The organism is Actinotalea lenta, from assembly GCF_030586465.1.
GTDB lineage: Bacteria > Actinomycetota > Actinomycetes > Actinomycetales > Cellulomonadaceae > Actinotalea > Actinotalea lenta.
Map to the genome: position 1 here is coordinate 209,010 of NZ_JAUQYP010000002.1, position 14,935 is coordinate 223,944.

Below are 14,935 nucleotides of genomic sequence, written 5' to 3' on the forward strand. Positions count from 1 at the left end.
GATGGCCACCGTCGTCGACATCGACCTGATGGCGGACGTGCAGAAGTTCGGCGCCGCGGACGTCAACGCGTGCTTCTCGTGCGGCAACTGCACGGCGCTGTGCCCGCTCGCCGACAACGACGCGACGTTCCCGCGCCGGATCATCAGGTACGCGCAGGTCGGGCTGACCGACGAGCTGCTCGGCTCGAAGGAGCTGTGGACCTGCTACCACTGCGGGCTCTGCTCGGAGTCGTGCCCCACCGAGGCCGACCCCGGGGAGTTCATGGCCGCGGCCCGCCGGTACGCGATCGCCTCCTACGAGCCGACCGGCCTGGCCCGGGTGCTGTACACCAAGCCCGTCATCGGCACGATCATCGCGGTGGTCGTCGCGCTCTTCTTCGCCGGGTTCATGCTGTCCCAGGCGCAGCTCGGCGGGATCGACGCGCCGCGGCTGGCGTTGTTCGACTTCGTCTCCAACGACCTCATCCACTGGATGGGCATCGTCGTGATGGCGCTGATGTTCCTGGCCGGCGCGTGGGGCGTGGTCCGCATGGTCCGGGCGATCGGCAAGCGCGACGGCGTGACGCTCAAGGACACGTTCGGGTCGGGTGCCGCGTGGACGCGCACCGTGCGGGCGCTGTGGGACTCCGTGGGCGTCGAGTCGCTGGGCCAGAAGCGGTTCCGCGACGACTGCCACGACGAGCAGGTGGTCGAGCCACTGTGGCGGCGTCGCTGGCTCGTGCACGCGCTGACCATCTGGGGCTTCCTGATGCTCTTCGCTGCGACGCTGATCGACTACGGGCTCGAGCTGCTGGGCATCAAGGAGACCGGCACCCCGATACCGATCTGGTACCCGTCGCGCGCCCTCGGAACCGTCGGCGGCCTCGCGCTGATGTACGGCGTGACCGTGTTCATGCTCGGCCGGTGGAAGCGGTGGTCCACCTCGCAGGCCACGTCGCAGAGCTCGGACTGGCTCCTGCTGACCCTGCTGTGGCTGACCGGGTTCACCGGGTTCGTCATCGAGGTCGCGCTGTACGTCACGACCCCGCCGGTGTGGGGGTACTGGTTCTTCCTGGTGCACGTCGCGATCGCGATGGAGCTGCTGCTCATGCTGCCGTTCACCAAGTTCGCGCACGTCATGTACCGCCCGGTCGCGCTGTTCTTCTACTCGCTGTCCCAGCAGAAGCACGCCACGGCGGCCTGATCCGCCCGATCTCCGCGCGGGGTTGTCACGGAAAATTCACCGGGGCACGGTGGCGCAAACCCGACTCGTCCGCCAAACTCATAGGACGAATCGAGAAGGGGGGCCGCCATGACGGACCGTCGCAGCGACACCACCGACCGCGACCAGACCACCAGGGACCGGGACAACCTCGTCGGGAACCCCAACCGGGTTCGCCTCTGAGGCAGACTTCCGAAGGCCCGCACCGGACGGTGCGGGCCTTCGGCCGTCTTCCGGGGGCACCGCCCCGGTGGCCGCGCGGTGCGTGGGACCGCGGACGTAGCGTGGGGCTGCCGCGCGGGTGCGCGGCAGCCGAGCTGAGGAGTGGTGATGGACGTCGCAGGGCTGCTCGCCGACGGGTACTCGAGGATCGCCGGCAGCGTGCACAGGGTGCTGCAGGACGTGGACGACGACCTGCTCTCGGTCGAGCCCGAGCCGGGCTCCAACACGATCGCGTGGCTGGTCTGGCACCTCACGCGCGTCCAGGACGACCACCTGGCCGACGCTTTCGGGCGCGGGCAGGTCTGGACGAGCGACGGCTGGGTCGAGCGGTTCGGGCTGCCGCTGCCGGCCGAGGACACCGGGTACGGGCACGGACCGGGTGAGGTCGCAGCGGTCCGGGTGGGTGCGGACCTGCTGGTCGGCTACCACGACGCGGTGCACGCCCGGTCCGCCGCGCTGCTGGACACGGTCGACGCCGACGCGCTGGACCGCGTGGTGGACACCCGGTGGGATCCGCCCGTCACCCTCGGCGTGCGGCTGGTCAGCGTCCTGGCCGACGACCTGCAGCACATCGGCCAAGCGGCGTACCTGCGGGGGCTCCTGGAGCGACGCACCGGCGGTCAGGAGCGCGGCGCCGACGACTGAAACTAGGGTGGGCGCGTGACTCTTCGCGTGCTCTTCCTCGGCGGTACCGGCGTGATCAGCTCGGCCAGCACGGCGCTGGCCCTGGAGCGTGGGATCGACCTGACGTTGTTCACCCGCGGCACCTCGGGCCGCCCCGTGCCGGAGGGGGCGAAGGTCCGCCAGGTCGACGTGCGCGACCCCGCAGCGCTGCGCGAGGCGGTCGCCGGCCAGGAGTTCGACGCCGTGGTGGACTGGCTGGCGTTCACCCCGGAGCACGTGCAGGCCGACCTGGACGTGCTCGAGGGCCGCACCGGGCAGCTCGTCTTCATCAGCTCCGCGTCTGCGTACCAGACGCCGCCCGCGCGACTGCCCATCACCGAGTCCACCCCGCTGCGCAACCCGTGGTGGCAGTACTCGCGCGACAAGATCGCCTGCGAGGACGTGCTGATGGCCGCCTACCGCGAGCGCGAGGCGCCCGTGACGATCGTGCGGCCCTCGCACACCTATGACGCGTCCCTGGTGCCGCTGGACGGCGGGTGGACGGCGCTGGAGCGGATGCGGCAGGGCCGCCCGGTCGTCGTGCACGGCGACGGGACGTCGTTGTGGACCCTGACCCACCACACCGACTTCGCGCGCGGACTGGTCCCCCTGCTGGGCGACCCGCGCACGCTCGGTGAGGCGTACGGGATCACCGGCGACGACGTGCTCACCTGGGACCAGATCGCCCACGCCCTGGCCGCCGCGGCCGGTGCCGAGGCCCGGATCGTGCACGTGCCCTCCGACGTCATCGCCGCCGAGGACCCCGAGTGGGGCGCCGGGCTGCTGGGCGACAAGGCGCACTCCGCGGTGTTCGACACCACCAAGCTGCGCCGGGTCGTGCCGGAGTTCACCACCACGGTGCGGTTCGAGCAGGGCGCCAGGGAGATCGTCGCCTGGCACGACGCGGACCCGGCGCGCAGGCGGGTGGATGCCGCCAAGGACGCGCTCATGGACCGGCTGGTGGAGCGCTTCGCCGTGCGTTGATCATCGGGACCTACGGCCGCCGCGAAGCGGGTGCCCGCTCCTGACAATGGCTCGGTGACCCGCGACGGTGCGGGCGTCGATCCCGGGGGAGGCATGGACCACCTGTTGTCCCCCACGCGGCTGGGTGGCCTCACGCTGCACAACCGGATCGTGCTGCCCCCCATGACCACGCGCCTGTCGGGCCCCGACGGTCACGTGAGCCAGCGGGAGGCCGCCTTCCTGGGGGCGCGGGCGCGCGGCGGTGCGGGGCTCGTGGTGGTCGGCCCGTTCGCGGCGAGCACCAGCCTCCAGGGCGCCGACGGGCTGCTGCGCATCGACGACGACCGCTTCCAGCCGGGCGTGGCCGGGCTCGTGACCGCGTTGCACGGGGCCGGTGCCCGGGTCGGGGCGCAGGTGACGGCCGGCCAGGGCCGATTGGCGGGTCCGGGGACCGAGCCGGTGTCTGCCTCGCGGGTCACGACGCCGGACGGGCGCCGCTGCCGGGCCCTGCGCGGGGAGGAGATCGAGGGGCTCGTCGCGGAGGTCGCCGCAGCCGCGCGCCGGCTGGTGGACGTGGGGGTCGACCTGCTGGACATCGACGCGCGCGCCGGTGGCCTGGTGGACCAGTTCCTGACGCCCCTGTGGAACGAGCGCACCGACGCCTGGGGCGGCGACCTGCCGCGCCGGGCAGCGCTGCTCGTGGCGCTGGTCGTGGCCGTGCGCGCCGCGGTGCCGGGCACGCCGGTGAGTGTTCGCCTGACCCTGGATCAGCACCTGTCCGGCGGCCGGGAGCTGGACACGTCGATCGAGATCGCACGCCTCCTGGCCGGTGCGGGCGTCGACCTGGTCGCCGCCGAGGAGGGGGCGGCGGAGCTGCCCTACCTGGTGGCGCCCGACTACCACCAGCCGGCCGGCGCGCACCTGGCCGCCGCCGCCCGCCTGCGGGCGGAGGTCGGGATCCCGGTGCTGGTCGCCGGTGCCACGACGGTGCAGCAGGCGGACGAGGCCATCGCCGCGGGCCGGGTGGATCTGGTGGGCCTGGGCCGGGCGCTGGTGGCCGACCCCGACCTGCCGGCGAAGCTCGCCGCGCGCCGGGGCCGGGCCCGGCCGTGCGTGCGCGGCAACTCCTGCCTGGACGCCGTGCGCAGCGGGCGTGCGCTGCGCTGCGCCGTGAACCCGCTGGCCGGTGCCGAGACCGCGCTCGCCGTCCGTCCGGTCGCGCGCCCCGGGCACGTGGTGGTGGTCGGGGCGGACCGGCGGGCCTCGAGGCCGCGCGGGTCGCCGCGCAGCGGGGCCACGTCGTGGACCTGTACGAGGCGAAGCCGTGGCTGGGCGGTGTGCTGGCCCGCGCGGCCGGCCCGGGCTTCCGTCCCGAGCTGCTGGACCTGGTGGCCTGGTACCGCGGCGAGCTGGCGGAGGCCGGGGTCACGGTGCACCTCGAGCGCACCGTGCGGATGGGCTCGCGCGTGCTGGCCACCGCGGGGTCGGTGGTGCTGGCCACGGGGGCGCGTCCCGTCCGGCCCGACATCACCGGGCTGGACCGGCCGGAGGTGCTCGACGTGCTCGACGTGCACGGTGCCGCCCTGGGTTCGCGCGTCGTGATGATCGGCGGGGGGACGTCGGGGGCGGACGCGGCGTTCGAGCTCGCCGCACTGGGGCACCGGGTGACCGTGGTCGAGGCCGGTGACGAGATCGCCCCGGGCGCGCCGGCCACGAGCCGGGCCGCGCTCCTGGCGGGGCTCGCCCAGCGTGAGGTGCCCGTGCTGACCGGGACGCTGGTGCACGCCGTCGATGCCGCCGGGGTGCACGCGATCGGTCCGGACGGTCGGGTCACGCTGCCCGCGGACAGCGTCGTGCTCGCCGTGGGCGTGCTCCCGAGCCGCGAGCTGGCGGCCGGTGGGGTGCTCGAGGACCCGCGCGTGCACCTGGTGGGCGACTGCTCCACGCCGGGCACGTTGGGCAATGCGATCGGGGAGGGATTCGCCGCCGGCCTGGCGCTGTGAGGCCGCATCGACCAGCCCCGTCAGGCGCCGGGTCATTGGTCCCGATCGCCCTCTTGACATACCCCCTGGGGTGTATTTATGCAGGTCAGACACGGTGCAGGTCCAGACCTTCGTCCTCCCCGCCCCGGCGTCCCGTGGCCCACGCTGGGCATGCACGCCGAGGTCCTAGGGAGGGCACATGCGGACGATGGGGCTGGCCGGGCTCGACGAGCTCGTCGAGGCGCTGGGCCGGGCCGGGTACGAGGTCTTCGGGCCCCGGGTACGCGACGGGGCGATGGTGCTGGCGCCGATCTCCGGGGTCGCCGACCTGCCCCGCGGCGTCGGGGACACCCAGGACGCCGCGCACTACCGGCTGCGGGACCGCGGCGACGAGAGGCTCTTCGGGTACGCCACCGCCGTCCAGGGCCTCAAGCAGGTGCTCTTCCCGTCCCACGAGCTGCTGTGGCGCGCGCGCAAGACGCCGATCGGGTTCGACGTCGAGGAGGCCGACGCCACCCCGCCCAAGCCGCGGGCCTTCCTCGGGGCGCGGGACTGCGACCTGCGCGCGCTGGCCGTGCACGACACGGTCCTCGCCTCGCGCGAGTACGCCGACAAGCCCTACCAGCAGCGCCGCGACGGCGTGTTCGTGGTGGCCGTCACCTGCGCCGACCCGGGCGGGACGTGCTTCTGCGTCTCGCAGGGCGGCAGCCCCAAGCCGCAGGCCGGCTTCGACCTGTCGCTGACCGAGCTGCTGGACGACGACGGGCACCGCTTCCTGGTCGAGGTCGGCTCGGAGCGCGGCGCGCAGATCCTGGCCGAGGTCAGCACCGCCGAGGCGGTCGCGGCGGACACCGACGCGGCCGACGCCCTGGTCGCGACGGCGACGGCGTCGATGGGGCGCACGCTGGACACCGAGGGTCTGCACGACGTGATGTTCGCCTCGGCCGACTCGCCGCACTGGGACACGGTGGCGTCGCGGTGCCTCGCGTGCACGAACTGCACCCTGGTGTGCCCTACGTGCTTCTGCACGTCGGTGGAGGACACCACCGACCTCGCGATGACCACGACGGAGCGGCACCGGGTGTGGGACTCGTGCTTCGGTGCCCGGTTCTCCTACATCCACGGGGGCGTGGTCCGGGAGAGCGGCTCGTCGCGGTACCGCCAGTGGATCACCCACAAGCTGGCCGGCTACCAGGACCAGTTCGGGCTGTCGGGCTGCGTCGGCTGCGGCCGGTGCATCACCTGGTGCCCGGCGGCGATCGACATCACCGCGGAGGCCGCGGCGCTGCGCGCGAGCCTGCCCGCCACCGAGGAGGACCTGCAGACCGTGGGGGAGACCCGATGACCGCCACCGACGTCGCCCGCGAGGCGACCGCGCCGGGGCCGATGGCGCCCCGCCCGTACCGCGTCGTGGCCCGGCGCCAGGACACCCACGACACCGCCACGCTGGACCTCATCCCGCTGTACGGGGAGCAGACCCGCTGGCGGTCGGGGCAGTTCATGATGCTCTACGCCTTCGGCGTCGGTGAGATCGCGGTGTCGATCTCCGGCGGCGCGCTGCCCGGTGAGCCGCTCCGCCACACCATCCGGGACGTCGGCGCGGTGAGCCACGCGCTCGTCACCTCGAGGGTCGGCGACGTGATCGGCGTGCGCGGGCCGTTCGGTACGTCGTGGGACGCGATGGACGCCGTGGGCGGCGACCTGATGTTCATCGCGGGCGGCATCGGCCTGGCCCCGCTGCGGCCCTCGATCCTCGAGGCGGTGCGGCGTCGCGGGGAGTTCCGGCACGTGATCCTGCTCTACGGCTCCCGCCCCGGTGAGGGCTTCCTGTTCACCGACGAGATCGAGGACTGGGAGCGCAACCACGGCTTCACGGTCCGCCAGGGTGTGCGCGCCGGGCTCGCGGAGATGACCAGCCGCGAGGAGTTCGACCCGCTGCGCACCCTCACGTTGGCCTGCGGCCCGGACATCATGATGGAGGTCGCGGCCAAGACCCTGGTCGGCAAGGGCGTGCCGGGCGAGAAGGTCCGCCTGTCGATGGAGCGCTCGATGCACTGCGGCATCGGCCTGTGCGGCCACTGCCAGCTCCGCGAGGCGTTCCTGTGCGTCGACGGACCGGTCTTCTCCTACGACCAGCTCGTCCCCCTGCTCGCCACCGAGGAGCTCTGATGACGACCACGACCACCACGCCGACCGTCGCGGTGTGGAAGTTCGCCTCGTGCGACGGCTGCCAGCTGAACCTGCTCAACGCCGAGGACGAGCTGCTCGACGTCGCCAAGGCCGTCACGATCGCCTACTTCCCGGAGGCGACCCGAGCGATGCAGGACGGCCCCTACGACGTCTCGATCGTCGAGGGTTCGATCACCACGCCGGAGGAGATCGAGCGGATCAAGCACGTCCGTGAGATCTCCGGCAAGCTCATCACGATCGGTGCGTGCGCCACGCACGGCGGCATCCAGGCGCTGCGCAACTACGCCGACGTCGAGGAGTACACCAGCTACGTCTACGCGAGCCCCGAGTTCATCGACACGCTGGAGACCTCCACCCCGATCTCCGAGCACGTGCACGTCGACTTCGAGCTGCGCGGCTGCCCGGTGGACAAGTACCAGCTGGTCGAGGTGATCTCGGCTTTCGCCCAGGGCCGGCGTCCACGGATCCCCACCTACAGCGTGTGCGTCGAGTGCAAGCGGGCCGGCAACATCTGCGTCCCGGTCGCGCAGGGCACCCCGTGTCTCGGCCCCGTGACCCAGGCGGGTTGCGGAGCGATCTGCCCGTCGTTCAACCGCGGGTGCTACGCCTGCTTCGGGCCCCAGGACTCGCAGAACTGTCACGGTATGGCGGATCGGCTCATGGCCCTCGGCATGACCACCGAGGAGATGACCCGGGCCTACCGGACGTTCAACGCGACGTGTGAGCCGTTCCAGGCCGAGAGCCTGCGGCACGAGCGCGCCCGCAAGGCCGGCGCGGAGGAGGTTGAGGCATGAGCATGCAGCCCACGAGCGAGCGCACGCTCTCGGTCGATGTCCTGGCGCGGGTCGAGGGCGAGGGCGGTCTGCACCTTCGCCTGCGCAACGGCAAGGTCGACGACGTCAAGCTGAACATCTTCGAGCCGCCGCGGTTCTACGAGGCGTTCCTGCGCGGGCGGGCGATGACCGAGCTGCCCGACCTCACGGCGCGGATCTGCGGGATCTGCCCGGTGGCGTACCAGTTCAGCGCCTGCCTGGCGATCGAGGACGCGTGCGGCGTGACCGTGCCGGACTCGGTGCGCGCGCTGCGCCGGCTGCTGTACTGCGGCGAGTGGATCGAGTCCCAGACGCTGCACATCTACATGCTGCACGCGCCGGACTTCCTGGGGTACGCGGGCGCCATCGAGATGGCCAAGGACCACGGCGCCGCCGTCGAGCGCGGGCTGAGCATGAAGAAGGCCGGCAATGCCCTGATGACCCTGGTGGGCGGTCGATCCGTGCACCCGGTGAACACCAAGATCGGCGGCTTCTACAAGATGCCCTCCGTGCAGGACATGAAGGCGCTGCGTCCGGCGATCGCCCAGGGGCTCGAGGACGCGCTGGAGACCGTGAAGCTGGTCTCGACGTTCGAGTTCCCGGACTTCGAGCGGCCCTACCTGTACCTCTCGCTGCGGCCTGAGGAGGGCTACCCGATCGAGGGCGGCCGGGTGGTCACCAGCCGTGGGGACAACTGGGACGTGCAGGAGTTCACCCAGCACATCGAGGAGGTGCACGTCGCGCAGTCCAACGCGCTGCACGGCCTCCTGGACGGCGAGCCGTACGTCGTCGGCCCGCTGGCCCGCTACTCGCTGAACTTCGACCGGCTCTCGCCCATGGCCCAGCAGGCCGCGCGTGAGGCGGGGCTGGGGGAGACCTGCTACAACCCGTTCAAGTCGATCATCGTGCGCGCGGTGGAGACCGTCGAGGCGTTCCACGAAGCGCTGCGGATCATCGACGCGTGGACGGACGGTCTCGAGCCGTCGGTACCGGTGGTGCCGCGCGTCGGCGAGGGCTTCGGTGCGACCGAGGCGCCGCGCGGGGTCTGCTTCCACCGGTACAAGATCGACGAGACCGGTCTGGTGACGGACGCGCAGATCGTGCCGCCGACGTCGCAGAACCAGCCGAGCATCGAGGCCGACCTGCGCGAGCTCGCGCAGGAGTGGATGTGGATGTCGGACGAGGACCTGACGCTGCGCGCCGAGGTCGCGATCCGCAACTACGACCCGTGCATCTCGTGCTCGGTGCACTTCCTCAACCTCACGGTGGACCGGGGGTGACGCGCCCGCGGCGGCGGGTGGTCGTGGGGCTGGGGGCCCCCGACCGGGGGGACGACGCCGTCGGGCCGACGGTTGCCCGCGTCGTGGCGGCCGAGCTCGCCGCACGGCCGGTGCCGGGTGTGGAGGTGCTGGAGCGCGAGGACCCGACGGCGCTCATCGACGTGTGGGCCGACGCGGCGATGGCGGTGGTGTGCGACGCGGTGCGCTCGGGGGCGCCGCCCGGGACGCTGCACGTGGTGCGCACCGGTCCGGACCTGCCGCCGCTGAGCGACATGCACGTGCAGGAGGCGGGTACGCACGACTTCGGCCTGGCGTCCGCGGTGGAGCTGGCGAGGGCCCTGGGCCGGCTGCCGGAGCAGGTCGTCGTGGTGGGTGTCGAGGCCCGCTCCTTCGACTGGTCCGCCCCCCTGACCCCAGCGGTGGCTGCGGCGGTCCCCAGCGCCGTCACGGAAGTCCTCACCCTCCTGGGCCCGTGATCAAGGAACTCCTGCCCACCCCAGGCCCGTGATCAAGGAATTCGTGCCCACCACAGGGGCGTGATCAAGGAATGGGGTCAGCAGATTCGGGGGAGCTGTTCGCCTACCAGCATGTCGACGATGCGCTCCGAGCCGACCAGGGTCTTGGCGGTGACCATGCCCGGGTGGTCGGCGACGACCGCGCCGATCCGGACCGCGCCCTCGCCCTCGGGGAGGGCGCGCATCGCGTCGAGCACCCGGTCCGCGCTGTCCGCCGGCACGACGGCGACGAGCTTGCCCTCGTTGGCCACGTGGTAGGGGTCCAGCCCGAGCATCTCGCACGCGCCCCGCACCGCGTCCGGGATCGGCACGGCCGCGTCGTCCAGCACCATGCCGACGCGTGAGGTCTCCGCGATCTCGTTGAGCGCCGACGCCAGGCCGCCGCGGGTCGGGTCGCGCAGCACCTTGATCCCCGGTTCGACCGCGAGCATCGCGGCGACCAGCCTGTTGAGCGGCTGGGTGTCGGACGCGATCTCCGCCTCGAACTCCAGCCCCTCGCGCACCGACATGATCGCCACGCCGTGCAGCCCGATCGGCCCGGACAGCAGGATCACGTCGCCCGGGCGCGCTCGGTCCGCGCCCAGCTGCACGCCGGCCGGCACCACGCCGACGCCCGCCGTGTTGACGAAGAGCTGGTCCGCGGCGCCCCGCCCGACCACCTTGGTGTCGCCCGTGACGATGCTGGTCCCGGCCTTCGCCGCGGCGCGCGCCGCCGACGCGGTCAGCGCACCGAGGTCCTCGAGCGTCAGCCCCTCCTCGATGACGAACGCCAACGACAGCCCCGCCGGCTGCGCGCCCATCATCGCCAGGTCGTTGATCGTGCCGTTGACCGCGAGCTCGGCGATGTCGCCGCCGGGGAACACCACGGGCGAGACCACGAACGAGTCGGTGGTGAACGCGACCTGCGTGCCGCCCAGGTCGAGCACGGCGGCGTCGTTCAAGGGCCCGCCAGGCGACGCCTGCGCCAGGCACGGCGCGAGCACGTCCCGCATCAGGGCGCCGGACAGCTGCCCGCCGGAGCCGTGCCCGAGCGTCACGCGCGCGCCCTCCGGGATCGGCACGGGGCAGCTCAGGGCCAGGGGGTCGATGGTGGTCATCCGACGCTCACTCTCCGGGGGTCGAGGCCACGGTTGGCCGCGTGGAAGGCGGCACAGGTGCCCTCCGCACTGACCATCGGTGCCCCGAGCGGGTGCTGGGGCGTGCACAGCGTGCCGTACGCGGTGCAGTCGATCGGCAGCTTCTCGCCGGTCAGGATCTGCCCGGCGATGCAGGCCGGGTGCTCGAGGGTGTGGATGTCACCGACCTCGAACTTCGTCTCCGCGTCGTACGCGGCGTAGGCCGGACGCAGGCGGTACCCCGACCGCGGGATCGGGCCGACGCCGCGCCACGTCCGGTCGCCGATCTCGAACACCTCGAAGATCTGCTTCTGGGCCAGCGGCACGCCCTCACGCTTGACCGCGCGCGCGTACTGGTTCTCGACCTCGTGCCGGCCCTCTTCGAGCTGGCGGATCGCCATGAGCATGCCCTCGAGCAGGTCCAGGGGTTCGAACCCGGTGACGACGATCGGGACCTGGTACTTCTCGGCGATCGGCTCGTACTCGGTCCAGCCCATCACCGCGCACACGTGCCCGGCGGCGAGGAAGGACTGCACCTGGTTGGTGGGGGAGTCCAGCAACGACGTCATCGCCGGCGGCACCAGCACGTGGCTGACCACGACGGAGTAGTTGTCGATGCCCTGCGCCTTGGCCTGGGCGATGGCCATCGCGTTGGCCGGCGCGGTCGTCTCGAACCCGACCGCGAAGAACACGACCTCCTTGTCCGGGTTCTCCTTGGCGATCTTGAGCGCGTCCAGCGGGTTGTAGACGATGCGCACGTCCGCCCCGCGCGCCTTGAGCGCGAGCAGGTCGGTGTCGGTGCCGGGCACGCGCAGCATGTCGCCGTAGCTGGTGAAGATCACGCCCGGCCGGGCGGCGATCGCCAGGGCCTTGTCGATCTGCTCGAGCGGCGTGACGCACACCGGGCAGCCCGGGCCGTGGATCATCCGCACGCCCTGCGGCAGCGCCTCGTCCAGCCCCTGCTTGACGATGGTGTGGGTCTGCCCGCCGCAGACCTCCATGAGCGTCCACGGGCGCGTGGTGATGCGGTGGATCTCCGCGAGCAGCGCCTTGGCCAGCTCGGGGTCGCGGTACTCGTCGAGGTACTTCATGCGCCCGCCTCCTGCGTGCTGCCGGCCTCCTGGGGAGCGCCCGCCTCCTGGGGCGCGCCGGCCGGGGTCGAACCCCGCAGCGGTCCGCCCACGACGGGCCTGCCGTCGTCGTCGACCACCGCCGGGGCGTCCATCCCCGGGCCCATGGTCTCCAGCTCGGTCTCGACGACGTCGCCCATGCTGGCCAGGACGTCCAGGGTCTTGAGCGCCTCCTCCTCGTCGACCTTGGAGATGGCGAAGCCGACGTGCACGATGACGTAGTCGCCCAGCTGCACCTCGGGGGTGTAGGCCAGGCAGGCCTCCTTGCGGATGCCGCCGAAGTCCACCTTGCCCATCAGCACGGCGCCGTCCTCGCGCAGCTCGATCACCTTGCCGGGGATGCCCAGGCACATGTCAGACCTCCTCAGGTGTGGTCGGGGTCGGCGCTCCGGCCGTGATCGCGGCGGCGACGGCCGCCTGCCCGTAGCTGATGCCGCCGTCGTTGCAGGGCACCTGCTCGTTCACGTGCACCACGAACCCGTCGGAGGTGAGCCGGTCGAGCAGCGTGGTGGACAGTCGTCGGTTCTGCAGGACGCCGCCGGACAGGCACACGACGTCGGTGCCGGTGGCCGTGCGCGCGTCGGCGAGCAGCTCGCGGGTGACCTCGGCGACGGTCTCGTGCAGCGCGGCGGCGAGCTCGGGGACCGGGGTCCCTGCGGCCTGCCCGGCCAGCAGCGCGGCGAGCGTGGGCCGCGGGTCGTAGATCACGAGGCCGCCGGACCGCTCGAGCCGGTAGGGCAGCGGTGCGGCGGGCAGGTCGCCGGCGGCCCTCTCGAGGTCGATCGCGGCCTGCGCCTCGTACTCGGCGACCTGCCGCAGGCCCAGCAGAGCGGCGGCCGCGTCGAACAGCCGGCCGGCCGACGACGCCTGGGGTGCGTTGAGCCCGCGCCGGACCTGGGTGGTCACGGTGGCGACCTCGCGCGGGTCGAGCCCGGCGACGAAGGCCGCGGCCAGCTCGGGGTCGACGGCCCCGTGGCCGGGCAGGTCCTCCGCACCCAGCAGGTAGCCCAGCGCCATCCGGTAGGGCCGCCGCACGGCCAGGGCCCCGCCGGGCAGGGGGGCGCGCGCGAAGCGTGCGAGCCGTCGGTAGCCCCGCAGGTCGGCCAGCAGCACCTCGCCGCCCCACAGGGTCCCGTCGCCGCCCATCCCCAGGCCGTCGTAGGCGACGCCCAGGAACGGACCGGTCACGCCGTGCTCGGCGGCGCACGAGGCGACGTGCGCGTGGTGGTGCTGCACGCCGATGCGCCGGTGCGCGGGCGCGTGCGCCATCGCGTACTTGGTGGACAGGTACTCCGGGTGCAGGTCGTGGACCAGCAGCTCGGGCTCCAGGGCGAGCAGCCGGGACAGGTGTGCCAGGCCGTCGGTGAACGCGGTGTGGGTGCGCAGGTCCTCGAGGTCGCCGTTGTGCGGTGCGACGTGCGCGACGCCGCCGCGGGCCAGGGTGAAGGTGTGCTTGAGCTCGGCGCCCACCGCCAGGAGCGGGCGAGCGGTCGGCACCGGCAGGGGCAGGCCCTCGGGCGCGTACCCGCGGCCGCGGCGCAGCATGCGCACACGTCCGGCGTCGACGCGGGTCACGGAGTCGTCGTAGCGGGCCCGGATGGGCCGGTCGTGCACCAGGAACGCGTCGGCCAGCGGGCCCAGGCGTTCGGTCGCGTCGTCGTCGTCGGTGGCGAGCGGCTCGTCGGCGACGTTGCCCGAGGTGAGGACGATGGGCCGGCCCACGGCTGCCATCAGCAGGTGGTGCAGGGGGGTGTAGGCCAGCATCACGCCCAGGTCGGTGGCGCCGGCGGTGACCGACGGGGCGATCGGCCCGGGGTGCGGCCGGAGCAGCACGATCGGGGCCTGCGGGCCCGTGAGCAGGGCCGCCTCGGCGTCGTCGACGTCGGCCAGCGCGCGGGCCGTGTCCAGGTCCGCCACCATGATCGCGAACGGCTTGGCCCAGCGCCGCTTGCGCTCGCGCAGCAGGGCGACGGCGGACTCGTCGGTCGCGTCGCAGGCCAGGTGGTAGCCGCCGAGTCCCTTGACGGCGACGATGCGCCCGGCGCGCAGGTCGGCTGCCGCGGCGCGGATCGGGTCGTGGGGCGGGGCGGGTGTGCCCGGGGCTGTGTCGAGGGCCGTACGGTAGGCCACCTGGGGTCCGCACGACGGGCACGCGACGGGTTCGGCGTGGAAGCGGCGGTCCGCGGGGTCGGCGTACTCGGCGGCGCACGCGTCGCACAGCTCGAACGCCGCCATGGTGGTCGCGGCCCGGTCGTAGGGCAGGTCGTCGATGATCGTGGCGCGCGGCCCGCAGTCGGTGCAGTTGGTGAACGGGTAGTGGTACCGACGGTCGGTGGGGTCGGTGAGGTCGGCCAGGCACGCGGGGCAGGTCGCCAGGTCGGGCGGGAAGTGCCGCTCGGTCGCGGCGTCCACGGCCGCGGAGGTGCTCTCCTCGATGCGGAACGGTCGCGGCAGGGCCGCGACCCACCCGTCGTCGTGCACGGGCGTGGCGGTCACCGCGTCGACGCGGGACCGGGGCGGTGCGTCCGAGGTCAGCCGGTGCGTGAGGGCCGTCAGGGACGCTGCGCTGCCGCCCACCTCGAGCTCGACGCGTCCGGCGACGTTGCGCACCCGGCCGGCCAGGCCCAGCTCGGAGGCCAGGCGCCAGACGAACGGACGGAAGCCCACGCCCTGCACCACGCCGGTCACCACGACGCGGGCCCCGGGCGCTGCCGCGCGCGCCGCGACCGGCGCGTGGCCGGGTGCCGCGGGGGCGTGCGTGGGCGTCGACATGCCGTCGATGCTGCCACCCGGCTCGCGCCTCCCGGCGGGCCGTTGGACCCCCGGCGACCGGGCAAATTCGCGGGTGAGCAGGGCGACGGC

13 protein-coding genes and 1 pseudogene are annotated in these 14,935 nt (G+C 73.1%); 10 read left to right on the forward strand and 4 right to left on the reverse strand.

Annotated elements, in window-relative coordinates:
• Position 1 precedes the first annotated feature (1 nt).
• From Q6348_RS14850 to Q6348_RS14895, 10 genes and pseudogenes are all read left to right on the forward strand, one after another.
• On the forward strand, positions 2-1,183 hold the full coding sequence (locus Q6348_RS14850) for a 4Fe-4S dicluster domain-containing protein (RefSeq protein ID WP_304602173.1): 1,182 nt from the start codon (positions 2-4) through the stop codon (positions 1,181-1,183).
• Between the two features lie 348 nt (positions 1,184-1,531).
• Positions 1,532-2,068: a mycothiol transferase gene (locus tag Q6348_RS14855; RefSeq protein ID WP_304602174.1), complete on the forward strand. Its 537-nt coding sequence runs from the start codon at positions 1,532-1,534 to the stop codon at positions 2,066-2,068.
• Between the two features lie 15 nt (positions 2,069-2,083).
• The gene (locus Q6348_RS14860; RefSeq protein WP_304602175.1) at positions 2,084-3,070 is read left to right on the forward strand and encodes an NAD-dependent epimerase/dehydratase family protein; all 987 of its coding nucleotides are present in this window, start codon (positions 2,084-2,086) and stop codon (positions 3,068-3,070) included.
• Between the two features lie 93 nt (positions 3,071-3,163).
• A pseudogene (locus Q6348_RS14865) lies at positions 3,164-4,132 on the forward strand (oxidoreductase); the annotation flags it as partial.
• 218 nt (positions 4,133-4,350) lie between these two features.
• A complete protein-coding gene (locus tag Q6348_RS14870; protein ID WP_304602176.1) occupies positions 4,351-5,052 on the forward strand; it encodes an FAD-dependent oxidoreductase in 702 nt (233 codons plus the stop codon).
• A 178-nt stretch (positions 5,053-5,230) separates the two neighbouring features.
• The gene (locus Q6348_RS14875) at positions 5,231-6,376 is read left to right on the forward strand and encodes a 4Fe-4S dicluster domain-containing protein (RefSeq protein WP_304602177.1); all 1,146 of its coding nucleotides are present in this window, start codon (positions 5,231-5,233) and stop codon (positions 6,374-6,376) included.
• Positions 6,373-7,200 carry an FAD/NAD(P)-binding protein gene (locus Q6348_RS14880; RefSeq protein ID WP_304602178.1) on the forward strand — a complete coding sequence of 276 codons (828 nt, stop codon included), beginning with the start codon at positions 6,373-6,375 and terminating at the stop codon, positions 7,198-7,200. The genes Q6348_RS14875 and Q6348_RS14880 overlap by 4 nt, the downstream gene beginning before the upstream one ends.
• Positions 7,200-8,015 carry an NADH-quinone oxidoreductase subunit B family protein gene (locus Q6348_RS14885; RefSeq protein WP_304602179.1) on the forward strand — a complete coding sequence of 272 codons (816 nt, stop codon included), beginning with the start codon at positions 7,200-7,202 and terminating at the stop codon, positions 8,013-8,015. Before Q6348_RS14880 ends, Q6348_RS14885 begins: the two co-directional genes overlap by 1 nt.
• Positions 8,012-9,313, forward strand: a complete 1,302-nt coding sequence (locus Q6348_RS14890) for a Ni/Fe hydrogenase subunit alpha (protein WP_304602180.1) — start codon at positions 8,012-8,014, stop codon at positions 9,311-9,313. The genes Q6348_RS14885 and Q6348_RS14890 overlap by 4 nt, the downstream gene beginning before the upstream one ends.
• Positions 9,310-9,789, forward strand: coding sequence for a hydrogenase maturation protease (locus tag Q6348_RS14895; RefSeq protein ID WP_304602181.1), 480 nt, complete (start codon positions 9,310-9,312; stop codon positions 9,787-9,789). Before Q6348_RS14890 ends, Q6348_RS14895 begins: the two co-directional genes overlap by 4 nt.
• Before the next feature lie 77 nt (positions 9,790-9,866).
• Here the strand turns inward: Q6348_RS14895 and hypE are convergent, their stop codons facing one another.
• From hypE to hypF, 4 genes are read right to left on the reverse strand one after another with little or no spacing between them, the layout of a single operon-like run.
• Complete coding sequence (hypE, locus tag Q6348_RS14900) at positions 9,867-10,925, reverse strand: hydrogenase expression/formation protein HypE (protein ID WP_304602182.1); 1,059 nt, start codon at positions 10,923-10,925, stop codon at positions 9,867-9,869.
• Positions 10,922-12,034, reverse strand: a complete 1,113-nt coding sequence (gene hypD / locus Q6348_RS14905) for a hydrogenase formation protein HypD (protein ID WP_304602183.1) — start codon at positions 12,032-12,034, stop codon at positions 10,922-10,924. The genes hypE and hypD overlap by 4 nt, the downstream gene beginning before the upstream one ends.
• Positions 12,031-12,426, reverse strand: coding sequence for a HypC/HybG/HupF family hydrogenase formation chaperone (locus tag Q6348_RS14910; protein WP_304602184.1), 396 nt, complete (start codon positions 12,424-12,426; stop codon positions 12,031-12,033). The genes hypD and Q6348_RS14910 overlap by 4 nt, the downstream gene beginning before the upstream one ends.
• Position 12,427: 1 nt before the next feature.
• A complete protein-coding gene (gene hypF / locus Q6348_RS14915; protein ID WP_304602185.1) occupies positions 12,428-14,845 on the reverse strand; it encodes a carbamoyltransferase HypF in 2,418 nt (805 codons plus the stop codon).
• Positions 14,846-14,935: the final 90 nt, after the last annotated feature.

Excerpts from the sequence above, each read along its gene's own strand:
- Q6348_RS14850 (WP_304602173.1), top strand. The coding sequence starts at position 2 with ATGGCCACCGTCGTCGACATCGACCTGATGGCGGACGTGCAGAAGTTC.
- Q6348_RS14855 (WP_304602174.1), top strand. The coding sequence starts at position 1,532 with ATGGACGTCGCAGGGCTGCTCGCCGACGGGTACTCGAGGATCGCCGGC.
- Q6348_RS14875 (WP_304602177.1), top strand. The coding sequence starts at position 5,231 with ATGCGGACGATGGGGCTGGCCGGGCTCGACGAGCTCGTCGAGGCGCTG.
- Q6348_RS14880 (WP_304602178.1), top strand. The coding sequence starts at position 6,373 with ATGACCGCCACCGACGTCGCCCGCGAGGCGACCGCGCCGGGGCCGATG.
- Q6348_RS14885 (WP_304602179.1), top strand. The coding sequence starts at position 7,200 with ATGACGACCACGACCACCACGCCGACCGTCGCGGTGTGGAAGTTCGCC.
- Q6348_RS14890 (WP_304602180.1), top strand. The coding sequence starts at position 8,012 with ATGAGCATGCAGCCCACGAGCGAGCGCACGCTCTCGGTCGATGTCCTG.
- hypE (WP_304602182.1), bottom strand. The coding sequence starts at position 10,925 with ATGACCACCATCGACCCCCTGGCCCTGAGCTGCCCCGTGCCGATCCCG.
- hypD (WP_304602183.1), bottom strand. The coding sequence starts at position 12,034 with ATGAAGTACCTCGACGAGTACCGCGACCCCGAGCTGGCCAAGGCGCTG.
- Q6348_RS14910 (WP_304602184.1), bottom strand. The coding sequence starts at position 12,426 with ATGTGCCTGGGCATCCCCGGCAAGGTGATCGAGCTGCGCGAGGACGGC.
- hypF (WP_304602185.1), bottom strand. The coding sequence starts at position 14,845 with ATGTCGACGCCCACGCACGCCCCCGCGGCACCCGGCCACGCGCCGGTC.